This window comes from Paenibacillus sp. FW507-14B1B (assembly GCF_058781425.1).
This window is the reverse complement of sequence record NZ_JBYSWS010000010.1, coordinates 18,087-35,484: the sequence shown is the minus strand read 5'-3', so window position 1 is coordinate 35,484 and position 17,398 is coordinate 18,087. Positions and strand designations below refer to the sequence as shown.

Sequence of the window (17,398 nt, the reverse complement as noted above, 5' to 3'; positions counted from 1 at the left end):
GTTCTCCCCCCTTACCATGACAGGCTGCCGAACAGTGCCTCTACCAGCTTATTAATGCTTAGGTTCCAGCGCGTGAGCACTTTCGGATCCATTCCCGCCTTCATATAGTTATTAATATGTTTGTTCTCAAGCACGATTGTAAATTTAGGATCAACCATGGCCCACAGTAATGGAGAGCGATGCTCAATTTTGTACTGCGTTGTTCCGTTCTTTCCATCCCATGTTTTTTCTACAGTCCTTCCATCTTCGAAGGCGAATGTAATCGGGATGTTCGTAACCGTACCACCCTTATTTACGACGGTGACAATAGATTCATATGCAGGCTCCTCGCGTGAACCGGTATTTTTGGTCTCAATTTGTTCAATCGCGACATCGGCCATCTTGTTCCCGTATACGTATTGGTCAAAATAGGACTGCCACGGTTGTTTTGTGAGCTCCTCTACTACCTGTTGAAAATCTTGAGTCGTTGGATGTTTGAAACGGAATTTTTTCGCATAGGCCATCATGATTTTGTCCATGGTCTGCGTACCGACTAAACGTTCAATATCTTGCAGCACCAGCTTGCCGCGTGTGTAAACATTAAGTGCATATTTCTGGTGAGAGCCGTATTTCCAGGATTCTTGTTGTAATGGCTCTGGTGAGGAGATGGCTGCAGCTTGGGCTGCCGTGTTAGAAGTTACCCCATATTCCTGTTCCATGACTCGCTCCTCAGCATATGAGGTGAAGCCTTCGTCAAGCCATGCTTCTTCAAACTCGTTGCTTGCAATCATACCGTAGAAATATTGGTGTCCAATCTCATGAATGATGGTGCGTTCCAGATCGTACCCGGGCGAATCGTTTTTGGCTCCGAAAGCCGTTACAAGTGTCGGATATTCCATTCCTCCTGCACCATTTCCCGCTTCTGGCGGTACAACAATGGATAAGGTCGAGTAAGGATAAGTACCATACCACTTACCGTAAGAGGATAGGGCTGCCTTAGCGGCGTCAAAATATCGATCTTTCAGGTCTTTATGTACCGGATCGAGGTATAGCTTTATTCGTACACCCGGTATGCCTGGAGCAGAGAATGCTTCTTCAGCGACGATAAAGTTTGGTGAAGCCGACCAAGCAAAATCATGTACATCATCGGCATAGAATTGATAGACCTTTTCACCATTCGCTTTTGTAGCTGGCTTGGTTGGGAAACCAGTGGCGGCAACAATATAGTTATCCGGTACGCGAATGCGGACGCTGTAAATGCCGAAATCAGAATAAAACTCTGAATTCCCGTGGTATTGATGGAGATTCCAGCCTTCCTCCTTACGCCCACGTGTTCCTGTAGGTTCATACACACTGATCTTTGGAAACCATTGCCCTGCCATTACAAAATCATCTGCCGTACCCATACGTGCAAAGATTTTAGGCATTTCCACCTCGAATTCCATGATCAATGTATAGCTCTCACCGCCTTTAACAGGGCGTGGAAGGCGTACTTTCACGAGACTCTGATCTTTGACGTTCCCATCGTCAGGCTGCACATATTGAAGACGGTGGAGCAAAGACAGCCCCTCCTCCGTCTTAATTCCCGTAATCTTCATTGAACCAAATCCATCATTAGGCATCTGGTCCGTGCGAAGTCTACCGCCGGATTCTTTCATAAATGTTGTGTCTTTAGAGGCGAATGCGTTGGGATAAAGATGAAAATATAGCTCGGTTACTGCTTTTTTACCGGGGTGAGTCCAGGTTAGTGTTTGTTTCCCTTTGAGTTTGTTCTCCTCAGGCTCGTACCTGACATCCATGTGATATTCAACAAGCCTGTTGCTCAGTGCAGGAGCAGGGACATCGTACTGAGCTTTAGGTGGAGAGAGTGGAGCCTTTTCAGCGACTGCAGGCTTGCCCGATTCCGGGGCGAGAATAGGCGTTGAAACACGGGTACCCTGCAGAAATAACAGCATTGATCCTCCAAGAAGACCGAGGGCAAGCAGGGATGAAAGAAAGACTTTAGCGCGTGATGGGACCATATCGAACAACCTCCCGTTGACAAGCATCTACAGCATGTATATGTTTGCTTTTGGGTGATTATTAGTTAAAATAAAATATATTGGACTGGTTATCTGAATCAGCGAGGCGGAAGGTCTCTTCCGTTCTTATATATAGGGAGGTTTGCCATAATGGAGAATCAGGAGCAAAACGGAAAGAAGCAGATTGCCCTCAACATTATAAGCAGCAAGAGCAAACATAAAGGGTTCGGTGCAGGCTCGATTGATCTGAATAGTGTATCACCAGTCATTATTGACGGTGGAGAAGCAAAGATTGAAATCGGTGCAATGCACGCGAAGAGTAAAGTGGAACGTGGCATTAAATTTTCTACGAACCGTGAGGATGTACCTAATGGACGTCAGGTCTGGATCGTATGGGTAGCTGTAGATCGTACGCCGGAAGGACAACATTACGGCGGTATGACTGCGTGTGAAATGTGGATCGATCAGGAAGCGAAGCGGGGCTGGAAGATCCTTGCGGATCATGTTAATAAACTCGATGCAGCTCTGAAACGTAAGATCATTGTCGATGGATTAGGTGATGTGGAGAAAAAGGCTTTGAAAGATCTACTCATCTCTAAGAACGAGGAATGGTGGAACGCTTCTTCTGATGAATTTAAGCAGGCGTTAGAAACAGAATAAATAAGGATAGAAGCCCGGATGCGTTAAGCTGCACCCGGGCTTCTTTGTTTCTTGAAGCGTATGGAATGTAATATGTTAGAAGGGCAGGGTGTACGAATACGTCTTATTACTACTTAATAAAGGATGATTGAACGTAAAAGTTAGCTTTTTGTTTTTATATCCTTTGTAAGTCAATGCATCCCCAACATAACCCACTTCATTCGGAGGATATTCAGCTATTAACTTTATTGCTTGTTCATCTAGTAGATCCGGGTAGATGAGGGCAGACTTGTTCCGTGTTGGATGGACTATGAATAAAGTTGATTCTATATAAGGGCGTACCAACAAAAAATCATTCTCAATTGCTTCAACAACGAAATCATCTTTAACGCCGGTTAGGGCTTCAAGATTATAAGTCTTTACAACCTTGCCTGTTGGATGGACCAGTTGTAGCGTGCTACCATTCATGATCGCAACATTTCCTTTAAAGCCGTTCACATTTGATTTTGTGTTCATACCTGCAAAATTGGAGAAGTTAGTAACGCCTTGCTTCACGATTTTACGGTCGTTAATGAGGACACGAATGCGAGTCTCGTGGATATGCGGTTCACCATGCCAATTGGTCGCATCTATAACGAAGGTAGATGGATTAATTTTACGAGGCTGAATACGGATCCAATCGATATTCTCGATTTCAACCTTTCCAGCACTTTTCGGGATACTTCCAGCTTGCCCCATTAATAATGTTCCATTATCACGGTTTAACCAGAACAGCATGCCTTCAAAAGAGTTGGAAACATACTGTTGATTTACTTGGAGTGATATGGAGGACTTTCCTTCCCACTTCAGCTTTATTCTAAAGCTTTTAGCGAGAAGCGAGGAAGGAACATAAGTGACACCTTGTTTTACGATAGGTGATCCATCCAAGGCAAAAGTAGTTCCTTCTGCATTTACAGCTTTGGACTGCTTCGGAGCAATTCGAACAGACTCCGAAGGACTATTGATATAAACGTATTTCTTATTAGGAGTTCGTGTGATGTGTAGATCTACATATTCTGATAATTCTGTAATCGGGACATATAGAACTCCGTTTTTCTTGAATGGGGAATTTTTTAATTCTATCTTTGAAGTTACAATAGGTGTTTCTTTTTGAGATTGGGCCGCAAAGACGGATGGATTCAAGTCTGGTAAAAGACCGGATATAGGCGTTAAACTTAGCGTTAGAGCAAGTGCTGTAGCCCCGACGATTTTGTATGATTTATTTACAATCATCTTCTACACCTCCATAAATGATATCTATTAGACGGATATAATTGGAAAATGTTTCGGGGGATTTCATGGTTTAACAACTGAAGGGAGAGATGTTCATGGAAGAGAAAAACAGTTTAGGGGTCATAAGTACAACGGTCATGTCTTATAACATTCAGCACGGAGTCGGTATGGATGGCCATTTGAACCTTCAAAGAATTGCCGCTGTTATTCTTGATTCAGGCGTGGATATTGTAGGGCTTCAAGAAGTGGATCGATTCTTTAGTGATCGGAGCGACTATAAAGATCAGGCGAAAGAGATAGCTAGCTTAACTGGATATCACTACGTATACGGAGCGAACTTGGATTTTGGACAGGTGGGAGGATTAGCTGAGAATAGTCAGTATGGGAATGCGATTGTAAGTAAGTACCCTATCCTTCATTCCGATAACATCTTACTTAGTAGCTTTGGAGAAGAGCAGCGGGGGATGTTGCATGCTGTGGTAGATCTGGATGGCATTCATGTGAATGTCTACAATACACATCTTGGGTTGGATGCGCGAAGTAGATTAGCGCAGGCGGAGGAAATTATAGATCTTGTTTCTCGTTCCAATCAACCCAGCGTATTAATGGGAGATTTTAATACGGAACCCGATAGTCCTGAGTTTCAACGATTGTTAGAAAGTGGCCTATTCGTGAACAGTTTTCAAGACATGGAGAATGTCTACACATTCCCATCTACATCTCCAACAGAACTGATCGATTATATATTGATTTCCCCTGGTATAAAGCATCAAAATCAGCATGTAGTCCAAACCGAGGCTTCGGATCATTTGCCGATTGTAGTCGATTTAGTATTCAAATGATAACATGAAAAATCCCCTTCTCTTATAAACGGAAGAGAAGAGGATTAGTTTTTTTATCTAACTATTTAGATGAAGCTGGAGATTTATCTTTGCCAAGCAGGATGGTTAATCCCAAGAGTGTCACGAGAATTGTCGCGCCCATATCGGAAATAATTGCGATCCATAGGGTGAGCAGACCCGGAATGGTCAATAGCAGAGCAATGGCTTTCAGCGATAGCGAGATCGCGATATTCCAACGGATGATGCGGTTTACCTTTCTCGCCGTACGGATCGCATTTGGCAGTTTACCCAAGTGATCCTGCATAAGTACGACATCTGCCGTCTCAATGGCACTGTCTGTTCCTTTACCCATGGCAATCCCGAGATCGGCTGCGGCAAGTGCAGGAGCATCATTGATGCCGTCTCCCACCATACCTGTCTTTTGCTTGCTAGCCAGTTCTTTTATCTTCGATACTTTCTCTTCAGGCAGGAGACTTGCGAAAAAGCTCGTTACACCCGATTGCTTAGCGATAGATTGAGCCGACTGTTCGTGGTCACCGGTTAGCATAACCGTATTTGTAATGCCAGCTTGATGCAATTGTCGAATGACCTCAGGCGTTTCCGGACGGATCTCGTCAGCCAAACCGAACAGGCCAAGCACAGAATGCTTATCGGCTGCGACTATAATGGTATATCCCTGTTCCTTCAGAAGCCGAATATCATTACGAACGGTAGTCATCACGGATTCCTGTTCACCTTCTACATGACGAAGAACCTCTTCACTACCAACCCAATAAAGGTTACCGTCAACTTCTGCACGGACACCTTCACCTGGTAATACGGTGGATTGCAGTGGCTCCGCAAAAGTCTTATTCGGTTTCTTGTCAGCTAAGTGTTTCATGACTGCTTTTGCCAGTGGGTGTAAGGATGACTGTTCCACAGATCCGGTAATCGCATAAAATTTATCTTTGTTATACACGGTTTCGGCATATACAGCAGGCTCACCACGTGTCAACGTACCCGTCTTATCAAAGGCAATAGCTTGAAGTCGTCCAAGCTGCTCCATGTGAACACCGCCCTTGACCAAAATTCCGTTGCGGGCTGCCCTTGTCATACCGCTGACGAGTGCAATTGGAGAGGACAGTACGAGCGAGCAGGGACAACCGACAATGAGAATGGAGAGACCTTGGTACACCCATGTCATCCACGGCTGACCGAATAGCAGCGGCGGAATGATGGTGACGAATAGAGCGATAATCATAATGGCTGGTGTATAGTATTTTGCGAATTTATCGATAAACAATTCCGTTGGTGTTTTGCTATCCTGCGCTTCTTGGACTAAATGCATAATTTTAGCCAAGGAAGAATCCTCGTAGGCTTTGGTTATTTCAACATTCAATAGGCCGTCAGTGCTGACGCTACCTCCGAATACCGTATCCCCTTCGCGCTTTGTAACGGGAACCGACTCACCGGTAATTGCAGCTTCGTTGACAGCCCCGGTACCTTGCGAAATGATGCCATCAGAAGGAATCTTCTCTCCTGGGCGGACACGAACAATGTCACCAGGGGAAAGACTTGAAATCGGTACACGCACAGCTTCGCCATCTCGAAGCAGCTCTGCCTCTTTAGGTGCGGCCGCCAGCAAAGCTTCCATCGACTTACGGGCACGGTTCATGCCGTAGCCCTCAAGCATTTCGTTCAGACCGAATAATATGGCTACTAGCGTCGCTTCGCGCCATTCGCCGATGATCACGGCACCAACAAGTGCAACCGTCATCAGCGTATCCATATTAAACTTGAACTTTGTTAAATTCCGAAGTCCCCGTAGAAAAGTGGTATATCCGCTCATAATCATAGCTGCAGCATACAAAGTGATAACAACAGGTGCTGGTACTTGGTCGGTAAGAACAAATGTTAGGAGATAAAAGACAGCTGAAATGGATAGCAGCCATTTCATCTTCTTACCTTCACTATGGCTATGATCATGTCCATGACTGTGGCCTTCACCATGGTCGTGACTATGGGCATGGTTGCTGTGATCGTGAGAATGCCCAGGCTGGCCAGCAGTTGAGTCTGTTAGATTAACAATGCGGGCACCGTCGCTTTTTAATATTCCCTCTACACGCTTTAAATCCACATTAGGGGAGAGGGTTAGCTTTCCACTGTTATAGCTCAGTTTGGCATTCTTGCCATGTTCAAGCTTCTGGATCTCTTCTTGCATTTCGCGAGTACAGTTAGGACAGGAAAGCCCTTGTACCCGGTACTCTGTGAGATCATCGCTACTATTGTTATTATTACGGCGTGTTGCAGAATCGTTATAAGTGCTCATGCTTCCACCTTCTCCTTCTGATGTTCCAGTGTCATATGAAGCAGGGTACGAATATGATCGTCTTTTAAGGAATAAAAAACATTTTTGCCTTCTTTGCGTGATTTAGCGATCGATTTATTCTTTAAAGTCCTGAGATGGTGAGATGCAGTCGCTGTTGAGCTCCCAAGCACTTCGGCTACATCACATACACAAAGTTCACCACCTCGATCGAGCATGTAAGCCACTTTAACGCGTGTAGGATCGGAGAGAGCTTTGAAAATTTCAGTCATTCCGATAATGTCATCTTCGGATATCGCTTGTTTCAGCTGTGATACCTTCTCAGCCGTTGGACAAAAGGCTTCGCATATATCTTGGTTTTCAACAATCGATAGTGATTCTTTATTTACCGTCACATGTATAACCTCCTCACGGTATCCATAACTCGATCTTATTTACGGATTATTATATTCAAACGCAGGTTTGATTGTTAATTCAAATATACGCCAAATCCGCTTAATATTCAAACGTTTATTTGATTGTTAATGCTTTTTTATCTACGACAGAAACATATGGATTGCCCTCAATATAAAAACGCCAAGGCTTACTTGCGTACTCCTCTGCATAGGGAATGTTGATGCGAGGTGCTTGGACAATGGGGAGATTCGATGAATTTTCACCAAGTTCAAGGTATAGAGGTCCATCCAAATGGTTCAACTGACAACCGTTCAGGCTCTTATCAATACGAAGTGCGCGACATAGTTTACCGGGACCGTTGCTTAGATTAGCAGGCTTTCCGCCAGGTATTTTACCACGATATAATTGCATGAGTTCTGCATCTCGGCTAGTTAAAGGCTCTACGGCTCTAATTAGTATTGCTTGCGGATCGTTCTCATAACTTGTGACGACATTGACGCAGTGATACATACCATAGATGAGATATACATAACATGTTCCGCCAGCTTGAAACATCGTTTCTGTACGAGCTGTTCGTCTGGCGCCATAGGCGTGAGAGCCTTTGTCTTCTTTGCCCCCGTAACTTTCTGTCTCTACAATTTTGCACCGAATCTCCCCGTCCTCTGTGCACCGAACCAATGTCTGTCCGAGAAGCCTTGGGGCTGATTCGAGAGCTGTACCGGTGTAGATAGAAGGAGGCAGTGGTTGGCCGTACGGATACGGATAAACCTGTTCTTTTTTATCTAACATTGTGGTGAGCACCTTTCTTAACTCTTAGTCACGTTCTATGTAGAAGCCTTATATATAGTATAAACAAATCCAGTCATACCTCTTCGCGATACAAGCAAACAGACACAAGAAAATACTTCCATTAGCATACTGCCGCATTTATACTATTACCAAATATAGTGCTAGGCTCACATACTGTGGGAATTAACATATTTATTGTGAAGCACATGAATCAGGTACATAGGTAATTGATCGGAGTGCGACTAACAGGGAGGAAAGATGATGCGTTGTGAGATTTGCGGGCACGAGAACGAACATGGAAAGTTTTGCGAGAAATGTGGAGCCAGGTTTGACACCCAACTAGAGGAGCCTGTTAAAATCCAGACGGTTGACCATCAGGAGGTGACAGGTGATCTTTCTAATTCATCATTTTCTGGTGTCAAAAGGACCGTGAATCAGGAAACGGCAGCTGGTAGCCCACCGCATCTGCATGTATTTACAACACAGCCGCCACCGAAGGCTGCATCTAACGGGACAGTAGGAGGAGAGAGTGCTCAGCCCAATCCGTATTTGGAGAGCGCTAAACAGAATTCTAAGGTCTATTTCGATTATTTTGTGAAAGGGCTGAAAAGTCCGCTTGCAGTGACCCACAAAACAGGAGGTGAGCAATTACTAAATGGCATCATATCGATGGTCATTTTTGCAATCCTGTTTCCGCTCATGATTTATTTGTCTGTTGGGTCAGAAGCCCGGAATTTCTTCAGTAGTAGTCCATTTGTTGATTTTGCATTAAAACCTGCATTTTGGCTGGCCGTCTTTATGCTTCTGATTGCGGTTTATACATTCGGAGCTGTAAAGATATCCACGAATCCGAAGGCCGATCTGAAAGAAATTATTGCCCGTTTTGGGACAATGCTCATTCCTTTTATCGTTATTTCTCTCATTGCCTTTCTTTTTATCCTAATGGGAAGCTCGATTGGAGGAGCATTCTTGAGTATCTCGCTCGTAGGTGGAATCTTTACGATTCCAGCTCTTATTACGATGAGTTACAAGCGTGAAGGGCCTGGGGGACTTGATACGCTGTATGCTATTCTGCTGATTTATGCAGCTATATTCCTGACGATGCTGATCATTGGTGACTCAATCGGGTCCATGTTTAGATCGGGTAATATGTTTGGCTTTTAAAAAAATGAAGGGAAACATGCGACATGAGAGTTTGCACTGAATGCGGTATACAAGTATCTGAGCAGGCGCAGTTTTGCAAAGAATGCGGGGCGTCCTTAGCGGATGCGCAGGCAGAAAGTGCTGCATCCATTTCTGTCGTATCATCCCCGGCATTTAACGGTTCTACAGCTGCTCGTGTAAGTATGAACCGGAAACAGAAAGTTTTTTTATTACTAGGTATGCTGTTGCTCGTTGTTCTGTTTGGAGGTTACAAAGCGGGACAATATTACACTTCAGAGGATCGGCTTATCGGGCGGTTTGAACAGGCACTGGACTCCCAAGACCCTAAGGCCATTGCAAAGTTTTTAACTTCTAAGGATAAGAACTTGGTCATTGATGAGAGATCGATTACTGGATTTGTAAGATACTTAGATCAGAACCCAGATGAGAAGCAGGGGATTCTCAATACGTTGAGAGAACAGGTGATTCTAGGGGAACAAGCAGCAAAGGATAACAGTCTGGATCAACTGCTCCCAGGGTTTGGATTAAGTGGAGTGGTTAATCTTGAAAAGAGTGGTAAGACGCTATTTTATGATACATACTCGCTTACAATGGACGCTGTATATATTTCTGTCGAAACAAACTTTGCGGGTACTGTTTTGTCTGTGAATGGTCAACAAGTTTCTGTAGCTGATAAACCAAACTTTGCGGCTAAGCTAGGTCCGTATGTACCCGGGTTATATCAGGTCGAGGCCAGATTCAAGAATGAGTTTATTGATCTAAAGAACACGGAGGATCTGGAACTTTTGGATGCCAAAACTTCCTATGCTGCATTCTTGGGGCTAGAGGGTGAGACGGTAAGGTGGGATAGCCGCTTTTCTGAACAGCCGGAACTGAACGGCCGATTGTACATTAATGGTAAGAAGGTTGAAGTCAATCCCTTTGATAACCCTGAGTTCGGACCGGTTACAACCGATGGATCGATGACACTGGCTGTGGAGGCAGACTTCCCTTTCGGGACGGTAAGAAGTTCGGAGGTTATCATCGATAAAAAATTTATTGTTCTTGATTTTACCAGGCAGGACAATATCCAGAAGTCGATTAAAGATACTTTGGTGAAGCATGCAAAAGAGAACTTAGCTGCTTTTGCTTCTGGAGATATGGACAAGCTTACATTATCAACGGATAAGTATATAAATGTACTCCAAAGTATCGTTTCTCAGTTTAAGGAGAGTGGTTATGCCTACAAGTCCAAGTACATAGGTACTGTGTTTGATATGGGATCGATGGATCTTGATTTCCGAAGTGGCGTATGGCAGATGACAGTGGTCACTCAGCCTTTGATCGAAGCCGCTACTTTTGTAGAAGGAGAATCACCGCCCTTAGAAATGCAGGAGGCATTTAGTTTGACTGGCCTTGTATATGATGAGGATCAGAAGATCTGGAGAGTTGATTTCATCTCCAATACGTGGGGCTTCAAGACCAATGAACTAGAGGAGTATAAGGAAGAGAACCCTGTAACATTCGAGTCGACTTGGAAGGAGATCGCAAAACTGGACTCCAAGGCGATATAATGCAGCTGGACAAAATGTGATTAATTGAATAAGCCCTGCATGGATAAGTCTCCAAGTGCAGGGCTTATATGTGTAAGGGATCTAGAAGCTATTCGGTCCACCAACGCTTGAAATCAGACCACCAGGAGCGTTCCTCTTGCTTAACCGTATCGGCAGCGGGTGGCGCTGTTTTTTGCTTACCTCCATGTGCATCACAGTATTCCGTTGGCTCCGTTCCCTTGACGAAAACTTCGAGTGACTTCTCCGGACAGTCCGCGTCAGCCAATTTACCAGTCTTTGAATCAATATAGGTACTAACAACATTCTCGGGAATAGGAAAAATTTTTGGCGGCACGTTTTCCAATGCTTTTTCCGTATACTCTGCAAAAATCGGCGCAGCCCGCCGCCCTTCTAATGAAGTTATCTCTCTTCCCTTGTCATACCCTACCCATACGGCTGTAGATAACTCAGGGGTATAGCCAACTAGCCAAGCATCGGTATCCGTTGTTCCAGTCTTACCGGCGACGGGGCGCTTCAGCAGCGCAGACACTCGTCTTCCTGTACCCCCTGTATCAAATACCCCCTCCATCATTCGGGTCATGACATAAGCAGCTGCTGGCTCGACGATCTGCTCGCCTTTAACCTCAGGGGCAGTATAAAGATTTCGTCCTGCTGCATCGGTAATGCGAAGTACAGCTACCGGGGGCATGCGCTGGCCGTTACTTGCAAGTACAGCGAAGGCAGATGCCATCTCAAGAGGACTGATTGGTGAGGTCCCAAGAGCGAGGGATGGAACGGGATCAAGAGAACTCGTTATCCCCATTTTTTTGGCCATATTCGTTACTTGGTCCGGCCCAATCTGCATAATCGTATTAACGGCATAAATATTATCTGATGCGGCAATGGCTTGACGCATATTGATCTCACCAAGGTATTTGTCACCAAAGTTATTCGGCTGATACGTCTTGCGGTTGTTATCATAATGGAATAGCGTTGGTTCGCTGTTGAACATTGTAATTCCCGTCATTTGATGAGAGGCAATAGCTGTCAGGTACATAATTGGTTTAAATGTGGAGCCAGGCTGTCTTGTTTTAGCAAGGGCGTGGTTATATTGGTTTGTCCGATAATTTTTGCCCCCAACCATCGCTTTGATATGACCATTTCGCGGATCTATAGAGACAAGTGCCGTTTCGAGCTCGCTTTTACTGTCCATTTCTTTAGCCACCGCTTCCTCCGCTGCCTTTTGAGCCTGTGGATCCAGAGTGGTGTAGATGTTTAGTCCGCCTTTTTCCAATTGTGCTTCAGTAATATCAAGCTTACTGGATATAAGTCCACGTACATAATCTCGAAAAAAAGAAGCAATGACCTTATCTTGCTGACGGTCCTTAGGCAGTATGGTTAGCTTAATGGCAGCCGCTTTGTCGGCTTCAGCTTGTGTGATTTCACCGGTTTCCACCATTGAATTAAGCACGATTTTCTGTCTATTCACTGCATGATCGAGATGGTTGTAGGGGGAATAATAGGTAGGTCCTTTCGGAATTCCTGCCAGTAGGGAACTTTCGGCTAGGTTAAGCTCTTTAGCTGATTTTCCAAAATACATTTGTGATGCCGATTCAATACCATGGGCACCATGTCCGTAATAAATTTCATTTAAATACATTTCTAATATTTCAGCTTTACTATATTTCATCTCGATTTGAGCTGTGAATTTGGCTTCTTTTAGTTTTCGGGTGAACGTCTTCTCATGGGATAAATACAAATTTCGGGCCAGCTGCTGGGTTAGTGTACTTGCACCTTGCTTGCTGTCCATGTGCTGCAAATTAACGAGAACAGCTCTGGCCATTCCTTTAAGGTCAAATCCGGGATGATCGTAAAATTTCCGGTCCTCGACCGCTAATGTAGCCTTCACCAGCATCGGAGAGATATCCGCTAGTGTGACTTTCTCAGATGTACTTCCTGTAGGTGAGAAGGTGGCGATTACTTCGCCGTGATTATCCAGCAGCCTTGACGAGCGCTCGGTTTCTGCCATAGGCAGAGGTGTAATGTACAAATAAACAAGCAGGATGCTGCCCGCAATGACGGAAAGTCCAAGGAATCCGAATAGAACAATGGCGAGTCGAACCCATCTTTTTTTACGTTTATGCGGCTTATGATCGTGCCCCGCCATATGAATGCTCCTCTCGATCGTAATGTTATTATTATGGTGCTGGATGTGAAAGGATATTCATAGATTTGGCAGGGGATTTTGCTATTATGTGTGCCTGCTAGATAATTTGGTTGCAATTTGGGCTTGATTTAATATAATACAATTTGTTTGGTACAATAGAAAAAGATGTGAAACTCGGCATCTGCCCGAATAAAGTTTTACGGATTGGATCTGGACGGCTGAACATTATTCTAGCGGAAAGAAGGTAGAGACGATGGAATTATGGTACACGGAGAAACAAACGCCGACTTTCGGCATTACGGCGAAAATACGGGAAACGTTTGTACATGAGAAGACGGAGTTTCAACAACTGGATATGATCGATACCGAAGAATTTGGACGCATGCTCGTCCTGGACGGAATGGTCATGACTACGATTAAAGACGAATTCGTCTATCATGAGATGGTCGCTCACCCCGCACTGAACACGCATCCAAATCCGAAGAAAGTGCTCGTTGTGGGCGGTGGAGACGGCGGTGTGATTCGTGAAGTCATCAAGCATCCTGGAGTGGAGAAGGCCGTTCTCGTTGAAATCGATGGCAAAGTTATTGAATATTCGAAACAGTACCTGCCTGAGATTGCTGGTAAACTGGATGATCCGAAGGTAGAAGTGCTGGTTAACGATGGATATATGCATATTATTGAACACAAGAATGAGTATGATGTTATTATGGTAGACTCCACCGAGCCTGTAGGCCCGGCTGCTCCTTTGTTTGAGCGCGGCTTCTATCAAGGCATTTTCGAAGCGTTGAAAGAGGACGGAATTTTCGTTGCACAGACAGATAATCCTTGGTTCAAAGCGGACTTGATCCAGCAGGTGAACAAGGACGTGAAGGAGATTTTCCCGATCGTACGTGTATATGGTGCGAACATTCCGACTTACCCAAGTGGTCTTTGGACTTTCACAATGGGTAGCAAAAAATATGATCCACTTGAAGTGGATGAGTCGACAATCGATGAAATGGATACGAAATACTATTCACCTCGCTTGCACAAAGCAGCTTTCGTATTGCCTAAATTCGTAGAAGACTTAGTGAAGTAAGGAGGAGCGATTAACGAATGAAACTGGATCAAGCTTATTCCGGCAACGTATTTATTTGTAGCTCCGACGATTACAAAAATTCCAAAGCCGTTATTTACGGAATGCCGATGGACTTTACAGTAAGCTTCCGTCCCGGCTCCCGTTTTGGACCTTCCCGGATTCGTCAAGCATCCGTAGGGCTTGAAGAGTACAGCCCTTACCTAGACAAGAGCATTGACGATATGACTTACTTCGATGCTGGTGATCTAATGTTGCCATTTGGTAACGCAGGCCGCAGCCTAGAAGTCATCGGAGAGTATGTAGGCAAGCTTTTGGATGATGATAAATTCCCAATCGGTCTTGGTGGCGAACATTTGGTTACTTGGCCGATTATCCAGAAGATGCACGAGAAATACCCAGATCTTTTACTGATTCATATTGATGCGCATGCTGACCTGCGTGAACATTATGAGGGAGAGCCTTTGTCTCACTCTACGCCGGTACGTAAAGCTGCTGAAATTATGGGTGGAAAGAACATTTATCAGTTCGGTATTCGTTCCGGCTCCCGTGAAGAGTTCCAGTTCGGAAAGCAGAACATTAACTTCTATCCATTCGAGGTAGCTGCTCCGCTTAAAGAGGCACTTCCTAAGATGGGCAATCGTCCGGTTTACGTAACGATTGATATCGATGTACTGGATCCTTCAGCTGCACCAGGTACGGGTACGGCTGAAGCCGGTGGTATTACATCGAAGGAGTTGTTAGAGGCTGTACATCTGATTGCAAACTCTGACGTGAACGTTGTTGGCTGTGATCTGGTGGAAGTGGCTCCTGTTTATGATCCGACCGAGCAGACACAAATCGTGGCAGCGAAGCTGATTCGTGAGATGTTGTTGGGGTTTGTAAAATAAAATGATTTCGACCCTCCCAAACCCTCCCTTGCCAGGGAGGGCCCCATAGGGCTCCGCCCTCTGGACTCCCGAAATTTTGGCGGTTGGCGTTCAGTTGGTGGAGAGAAGTATGGGAGTGCGTAGAATCGGTCATTCCTCGGCTTCCCGTTGGGATCGCCTTCGGTGACCTTCATGCGGAGAGGTTGCCTTACCAGCTATCGCTTGGTTCGGCTAATCTTTAAGATCGTACACGGCTCATCTCCCTGCTTCGCTGGGCGCTGAGCGTGAAACCTTTTAAAACCGTTAGCAACCTTAAAAAAACAAGCATCCCTTCTCTAAGCCTTTGGCTATCGGGGGATGCTTGTTTTTTGTTGCGCCCATCTGAAAACACAGTTAATGCAAACCTTCATTTCCCTTGATGTTCCGGTGACAATCCAATAATAAGATTATTCATATCATAATTTTTGGAGGGACAGCTAGAATGAAACAGCCTTTTAGAAAAGCGCTCGTGATCTTGATGTCAGCAATGATGATTACAGGAGTTCTGATAAGCGCTAGCCCAGCAACAGCACAATCCAATGCTTCAGAGGAGAGTAGCTTCAAAGTCGCTATTTTGCCAGACACACAGAAGTATGCGCGTTACAAGAACGAAATCTTCCTATCCCAAACGACGTGGCTCAAAGATAATGCTGAAGAAGAGAACATTAAATTCACCTCACAACTGGGTGATCTAGTCGATCGGGTTGATGAGGATTATGAGTGGAAGAATGCCGATGCAGCGATGAAGATTCTTGATCAAGCAAAGCTTCCTTACGGGTTCCTAGCTGGAAACCATGATGTTTTGAAGCCAAGTCAGTACGATAATGAACGTGATTTGTCCAAAGAACCGTTCCTGCAATACTTCTCAACGAATCGAATGAAATCTATCCCAGGCTTCGGTGGCAGCTCGGAGAATGGATTTAATTCTTATTACATATTTGAAGGAGCAGGTAAGAAGTACATCGCCATGTTCTTAGATTGGAGAGCGTCCGAAGAATCCTTGAAATGGGCTCAGCGTGTGATCGACAAGCATCCTACTTACCCCGTAATGCTATTTACACATCAGCTTCTTAATATCTCGGGAGATAAGAAAGAAGCAATCATGACAGATCACGGTCAGTACTTGTGGGATACGCTGATCAAGAAGAATGATCAGATTTTCCTTACTGTTAACGGGCATCATCATGGTTATGCGCATAAGGTAATGCAGAATGACTATGGACAAGATGTTGTGATGATGGTTGTAGATTATCAGAGTGCTTTTCACGGTGGTAATGGCCTTATGCGTACACTTGAACTGGATATGGCCAAGAACCGTATCCATGCTGAGTCATTTTCTCCGTGGGTGAAGGGGATGTCTGAGGAAGAGAGAACAATTTTTGATGAGGAAAAACTCGTCGACGACTTTAATGATTTTACGGTATCCATGGATTTTGAAGAACGCTTCTCTGGATTTCAACCGGTAAGTGAAATACAAAAAGAAATTCCAAATGTAAGTGGAACACAGGCTCACTGGCGCTTTGAAAATTCCGCAGCTTCCGATCTTCAAGCAGTTTCAAGTAGTGAAGCGAAGGTAGTACGTGATTTATCCAACCAAGGTAATGATTTGTACCGTAAGGATGAGGGCTCAGCCCGACCAAATGATATGGTGTGGACCAAAGGGAATGCTCAAAATCCGAAAAGCCGCTCAGGCATTCGCTTTATCGGCGATAAAACACAGGACAAAGGATCTTATTTGCAGACATCCGATAATGCACCGATCAACAAGAATACATTTGAGAACGGATATACTGTAGAAGCCATTATTAAGCTTAGCCCTGACTTCCAGAGTGAGAAGCACTCCTGGATGGGGATTTTGGGAAGACTTGGGACAGGTAAGGACGCGGGTAAATTAAATGGAGATCAAGATGCACCATTAGCAACGATGTCTGTTTCTAGTCTGCGTGAAATTCAGTGGGCAGCGTTTCCGGTAAATTATAACAGCGAGCATACCAATTGGTCATGGGAATTAGACGACAACTGGCACCATATTGCGATTGTAAATGATCGGGTTACAACGACCATGTATATCGATGGTGTTGAGGTGCTACGTAACCCTGATATTAGAGCTTATGGCCTTGCATCTGTAGATAAGCCATGGATCGTAGGTGCGAGCCAGTACGAGAATAAGCTTGATGGAGTATTTAATGGCTGGATCAGTGAGATTCGTCTGGTCGATCGCGCTTTAGATAAGAAGGATTTTCTGAAATAGGGGGTTATTTGGGATAGTCACAGACTCAAGTAAGATAAACGAAGAGCCTGAATAC

General features: G+C 44.7%; 13 protein-coding genes. 7 read left to right on the top strand and 6 right to left on the bottom strand.

What is annotated here, in order from left to right:
• Positions 1 to 11: 11 nt before the first annotated feature.
• Positions 12 to 2,000, bottom strand: a complete 1,989-nt coding sequence (locus AC3WJJ_RS25200) for a M1 family metallopeptidase (RefSeq protein WP_492544848.1) — start codon at positions 1,998 to 2,000, stop codon at positions 12 to 14.
• Positions 2,001 to 2,150: 150 nt separating this feature from the next.
• On the opposite strand from AC3WJJ_RS25200, the gene AC3WJJ_RS25195 reads away from it, so the two are divergent.
• Positions 2,151 to 2,660, top strand: a complete 510-nt coding sequence (locus AC3WJJ_RS25195; protein WP_492544846.1) for a YwhD family protein — start codon at positions 2,151 to 2,153, stop codon at positions 2,658 to 2,660.
• Positions 2,661 to 2,735: 75 nt separating this feature from the next.
• Here the strand turns inward: AC3WJJ_RS25195 and AC3WJJ_RS25190 are convergent, their stop codons facing one another.
• A complete protein-coding gene (locus AC3WJJ_RS25190) occupies positions 2,736 to 3,911 on the bottom strand; it encodes a stalk domain-containing protein (RefSeq protein ID WP_492544844.1) in 1,176 nt (391 codons plus the stop codon).
• 95 nt (positions 3,912 to 4,006) lie between these two features.
• Here AC3WJJ_RS25190 and AC3WJJ_RS25185 point away from each other — a divergent pair, with 95 nt between their 5' ends.
• Positions 4,007 to 4,753: an endonuclease/exonuclease/phosphatase family protein gene (locus AC3WJJ_RS25185; protein WP_492544842.1), complete on the top strand. Its 747-nt coding sequence runs from the start codon at positions 4,007 to 4,009 to the stop codon at positions 4,751 to 4,753.
• Positions 4,754 to 4,814: 61 nt separating this feature from the next.
• On the opposite strand, the gene AC3WJJ_RS25180 is transcribed toward AC3WJJ_RS25185, so the two are convergent.
• From AC3WJJ_RS25180 to AC3WJJ_RS25170, 3 genes are all read right to left on the bottom strand, one after another.
• Positions 4,815 to 7,061: a heavy metal translocating P-type ATPase gene (locus AC3WJJ_RS25180; RefSeq protein WP_492544840.1), complete on the bottom strand. Its 2,247-nt coding sequence runs from the start codon at positions 7,059 to 7,061 to the stop codon at positions 4,815 to 4,817.
• Positions 7,058 to 7,453 (bottom strand): ArsR/SmtB family transcription factor, encoded by a 396-nt coding sequence (locus tag AC3WJJ_RS25175; RefSeq protein WP_492544838.1) that lies wholly within the window; start codon positions 7,451 to 7,453, stop codon positions 7,058 to 7,060. The genes AC3WJJ_RS25180 and AC3WJJ_RS25175 overlap by 4 nt, the downstream gene beginning before the upstream one ends.
• 115 nt (positions 7,454 to 7,568) lie before the next feature.
• Positions 7,569 to 8,243 carry a DNA-3-methyladenine glycosylase gene (locus tag AC3WJJ_RS25170; protein ID WP_492544836.1) on the bottom strand — a complete coding sequence of 225 codons (675 nt, stop codon included), beginning with the start codon at positions 8,241 to 8,243 and terminating at the stop codon, positions 7,569 to 7,571.
• Positions 8,244 to 8,504: 261 nt separating this feature from the next.
• Between AC3WJJ_RS25170 and AC3WJJ_RS25165 the strand changes: the two genes are divergently transcribed.
• Both AC3WJJ_RS25165 and AC3WJJ_RS25160 read left to right on the top strand, forming a co-directional pair.
• On the top strand, positions 8,505 to 9,407 hold the full coding sequence (locus AC3WJJ_RS25165) for a zinc ribbon domain-containing protein (RefSeq protein ID WP_492544834.1): 903 nt from the start codon (positions 8,505 to 8,507) through the stop codon (positions 9,405 to 9,407).
• Between the two features lie 23 nt (positions 9,408 to 9,430).
• Positions 9,431 to 10,960, top strand: coding sequence for a zinc ribbon domain-containing protein (locus AC3WJJ_RS25160; protein WP_492544832.1), 1,530 nt, complete (start codon positions 9,431 to 9,433; stop codon positions 10,958 to 10,960).
• A gap of 88 nt (positions 10,961 to 11,048) precedes the next feature.
• On the opposite strand, the gene AC3WJJ_RS25155 is transcribed toward AC3WJJ_RS25160, so the two are convergent.
• A complete protein-coding gene (locus AC3WJJ_RS25155) occupies positions 11,049 to 13,106 on the bottom strand; it encodes a transglycosylase domain-containing protein (RefSeq protein WP_492544830.1) in 2,058 nt (685 codons plus the stop codon).
• 253 nt (positions 13,107 to 13,359) lie between these two features.
• Here AC3WJJ_RS25155 and speE point away from each other — a divergent pair, with 253 nt between their 5' ends.
• The 3 genes from speE (at position 13,360) to AC3WJJ_RS25140 (ending at position 17,343) form a co-directional block, all read left to right on the top strand.
• A complete protein-coding gene (speE, locus tag AC3WJJ_RS25150; protein ID WP_422659145.1) occupies positions 13,360 to 14,187 on the top strand; it encodes a polyamine aminopropyltransferase in 828 nt (275 codons plus the stop codon).
• 17 nt (positions 14,188 to 14,204) lie between these two features.
• Complete coding sequence (speB, locus tag AC3WJJ_RS25145) at positions 14,205 to 15,074, top strand: agmatinase (protein ID WP_492544828.1); 870 nt, start codon at positions 14,205 to 14,207, stop codon at positions 15,072 to 15,074.
• 460 nt (positions 15,075 to 15,534) lie between these two features.
• Positions 15,535 to 17,343 (top strand): LamG-like jellyroll fold domain-containing protein, encoded by a 1,809-nt coding sequence (locus AC3WJJ_RS25140; RefSeq protein WP_492544826.1) that lies wholly within the window; start codon positions 15,535 to 15,537, stop codon positions 17,341 to 17,343.
• Positions 17,344 to 17,398: the final 55 nt, after the last annotated feature.

What these genes read in the sequence shown, in the direction of transcription:
- AC3WJJ_RS25185 (WP_492544842.1), top strand. Translation starts at nt 4,007, where the DNA reads ATGGAAGAGAAAAACAGTTTAGGGGTCATAAGTACAACGGTCATGTCT.
- AC3WJJ_RS25190 (WP_492544844.1), bottom strand. Translation starts at nt 3,911, where the DNA reads ATGATTGTAAATAAATCATACAAAATCGTCGGGGCTACAGCACTTGCT.
- AC3WJJ_RS25195 (WP_492544846.1), top strand. Translation starts at nt 2,151, where the DNA reads ATGGAGAATCAGGAGCAAAACGGAAAGAAGCAGATTGCCCTCAACATT.
- speB (WP_492544828.1), top strand. Translation starts at nt 14,205, where the DNA reads ATGAAACTGGATCAAGCTTATTCCGGCAACGTATTTATTTGTAGCTCC.
- AC3WJJ_RS25160 (WP_492544832.1), top strand. Translation starts at nt 9,431, where the DNA reads ATGAGAGTTTGCACTGAATGCGGTATACAAGTATCTGAGCAGGCGCAG.
- AC3WJJ_RS25170 (WP_492544836.1), bottom strand. Translation starts at nt 8,243, where the DNA reads ATGTTAGATAAAAAAGAACAGGTTTATCCGTATCCGTACGGCCAACCA.
- speE (WP_422659145.1), top strand. Translation starts at nt 13,360, where the DNA reads ATGGAATTATGGTACACGGAGAAACAAACGCCGACTTTCGGCATTACG.
- AC3WJJ_RS25180 (WP_492544840.1), bottom strand. Translation starts at nt 7,061, where the DNA reads ATGAGCACTTATAACGATTCTGCAACACGCCGTAATAATAACAATAGT.
- AC3WJJ_RS25200 (WP_492544848.1), bottom strand. Translation starts at nt 2,000, where the DNA reads ATGGTCCCATCACGCGCTAAAGTCTTTCTTTCATCCCTGCTTGCCCTC.
- AC3WJJ_RS25155 (WP_492544830.1), bottom strand. Translation starts at nt 13,106, where the DNA reads ATGGCGGGGCACGATCATAAGCCGCATAAACGTAAAAAAAGATGGGTT.
- AC3WJJ_RS25140 (WP_492544826.1), top strand. Translation starts at nt 15,535, where the DNA reads ATGAAACAGCCTTTTAGAAAAGCGCTCGTGATCTTGATGTCAGCAATG.
- AC3WJJ_RS25165 (WP_492544834.1), top strand. Translation starts at nt 8,505, where the DNA reads ATGCGTTGTGAGATTTGCGGGCACGAGAACGAACATGGAAAGTTTTGC.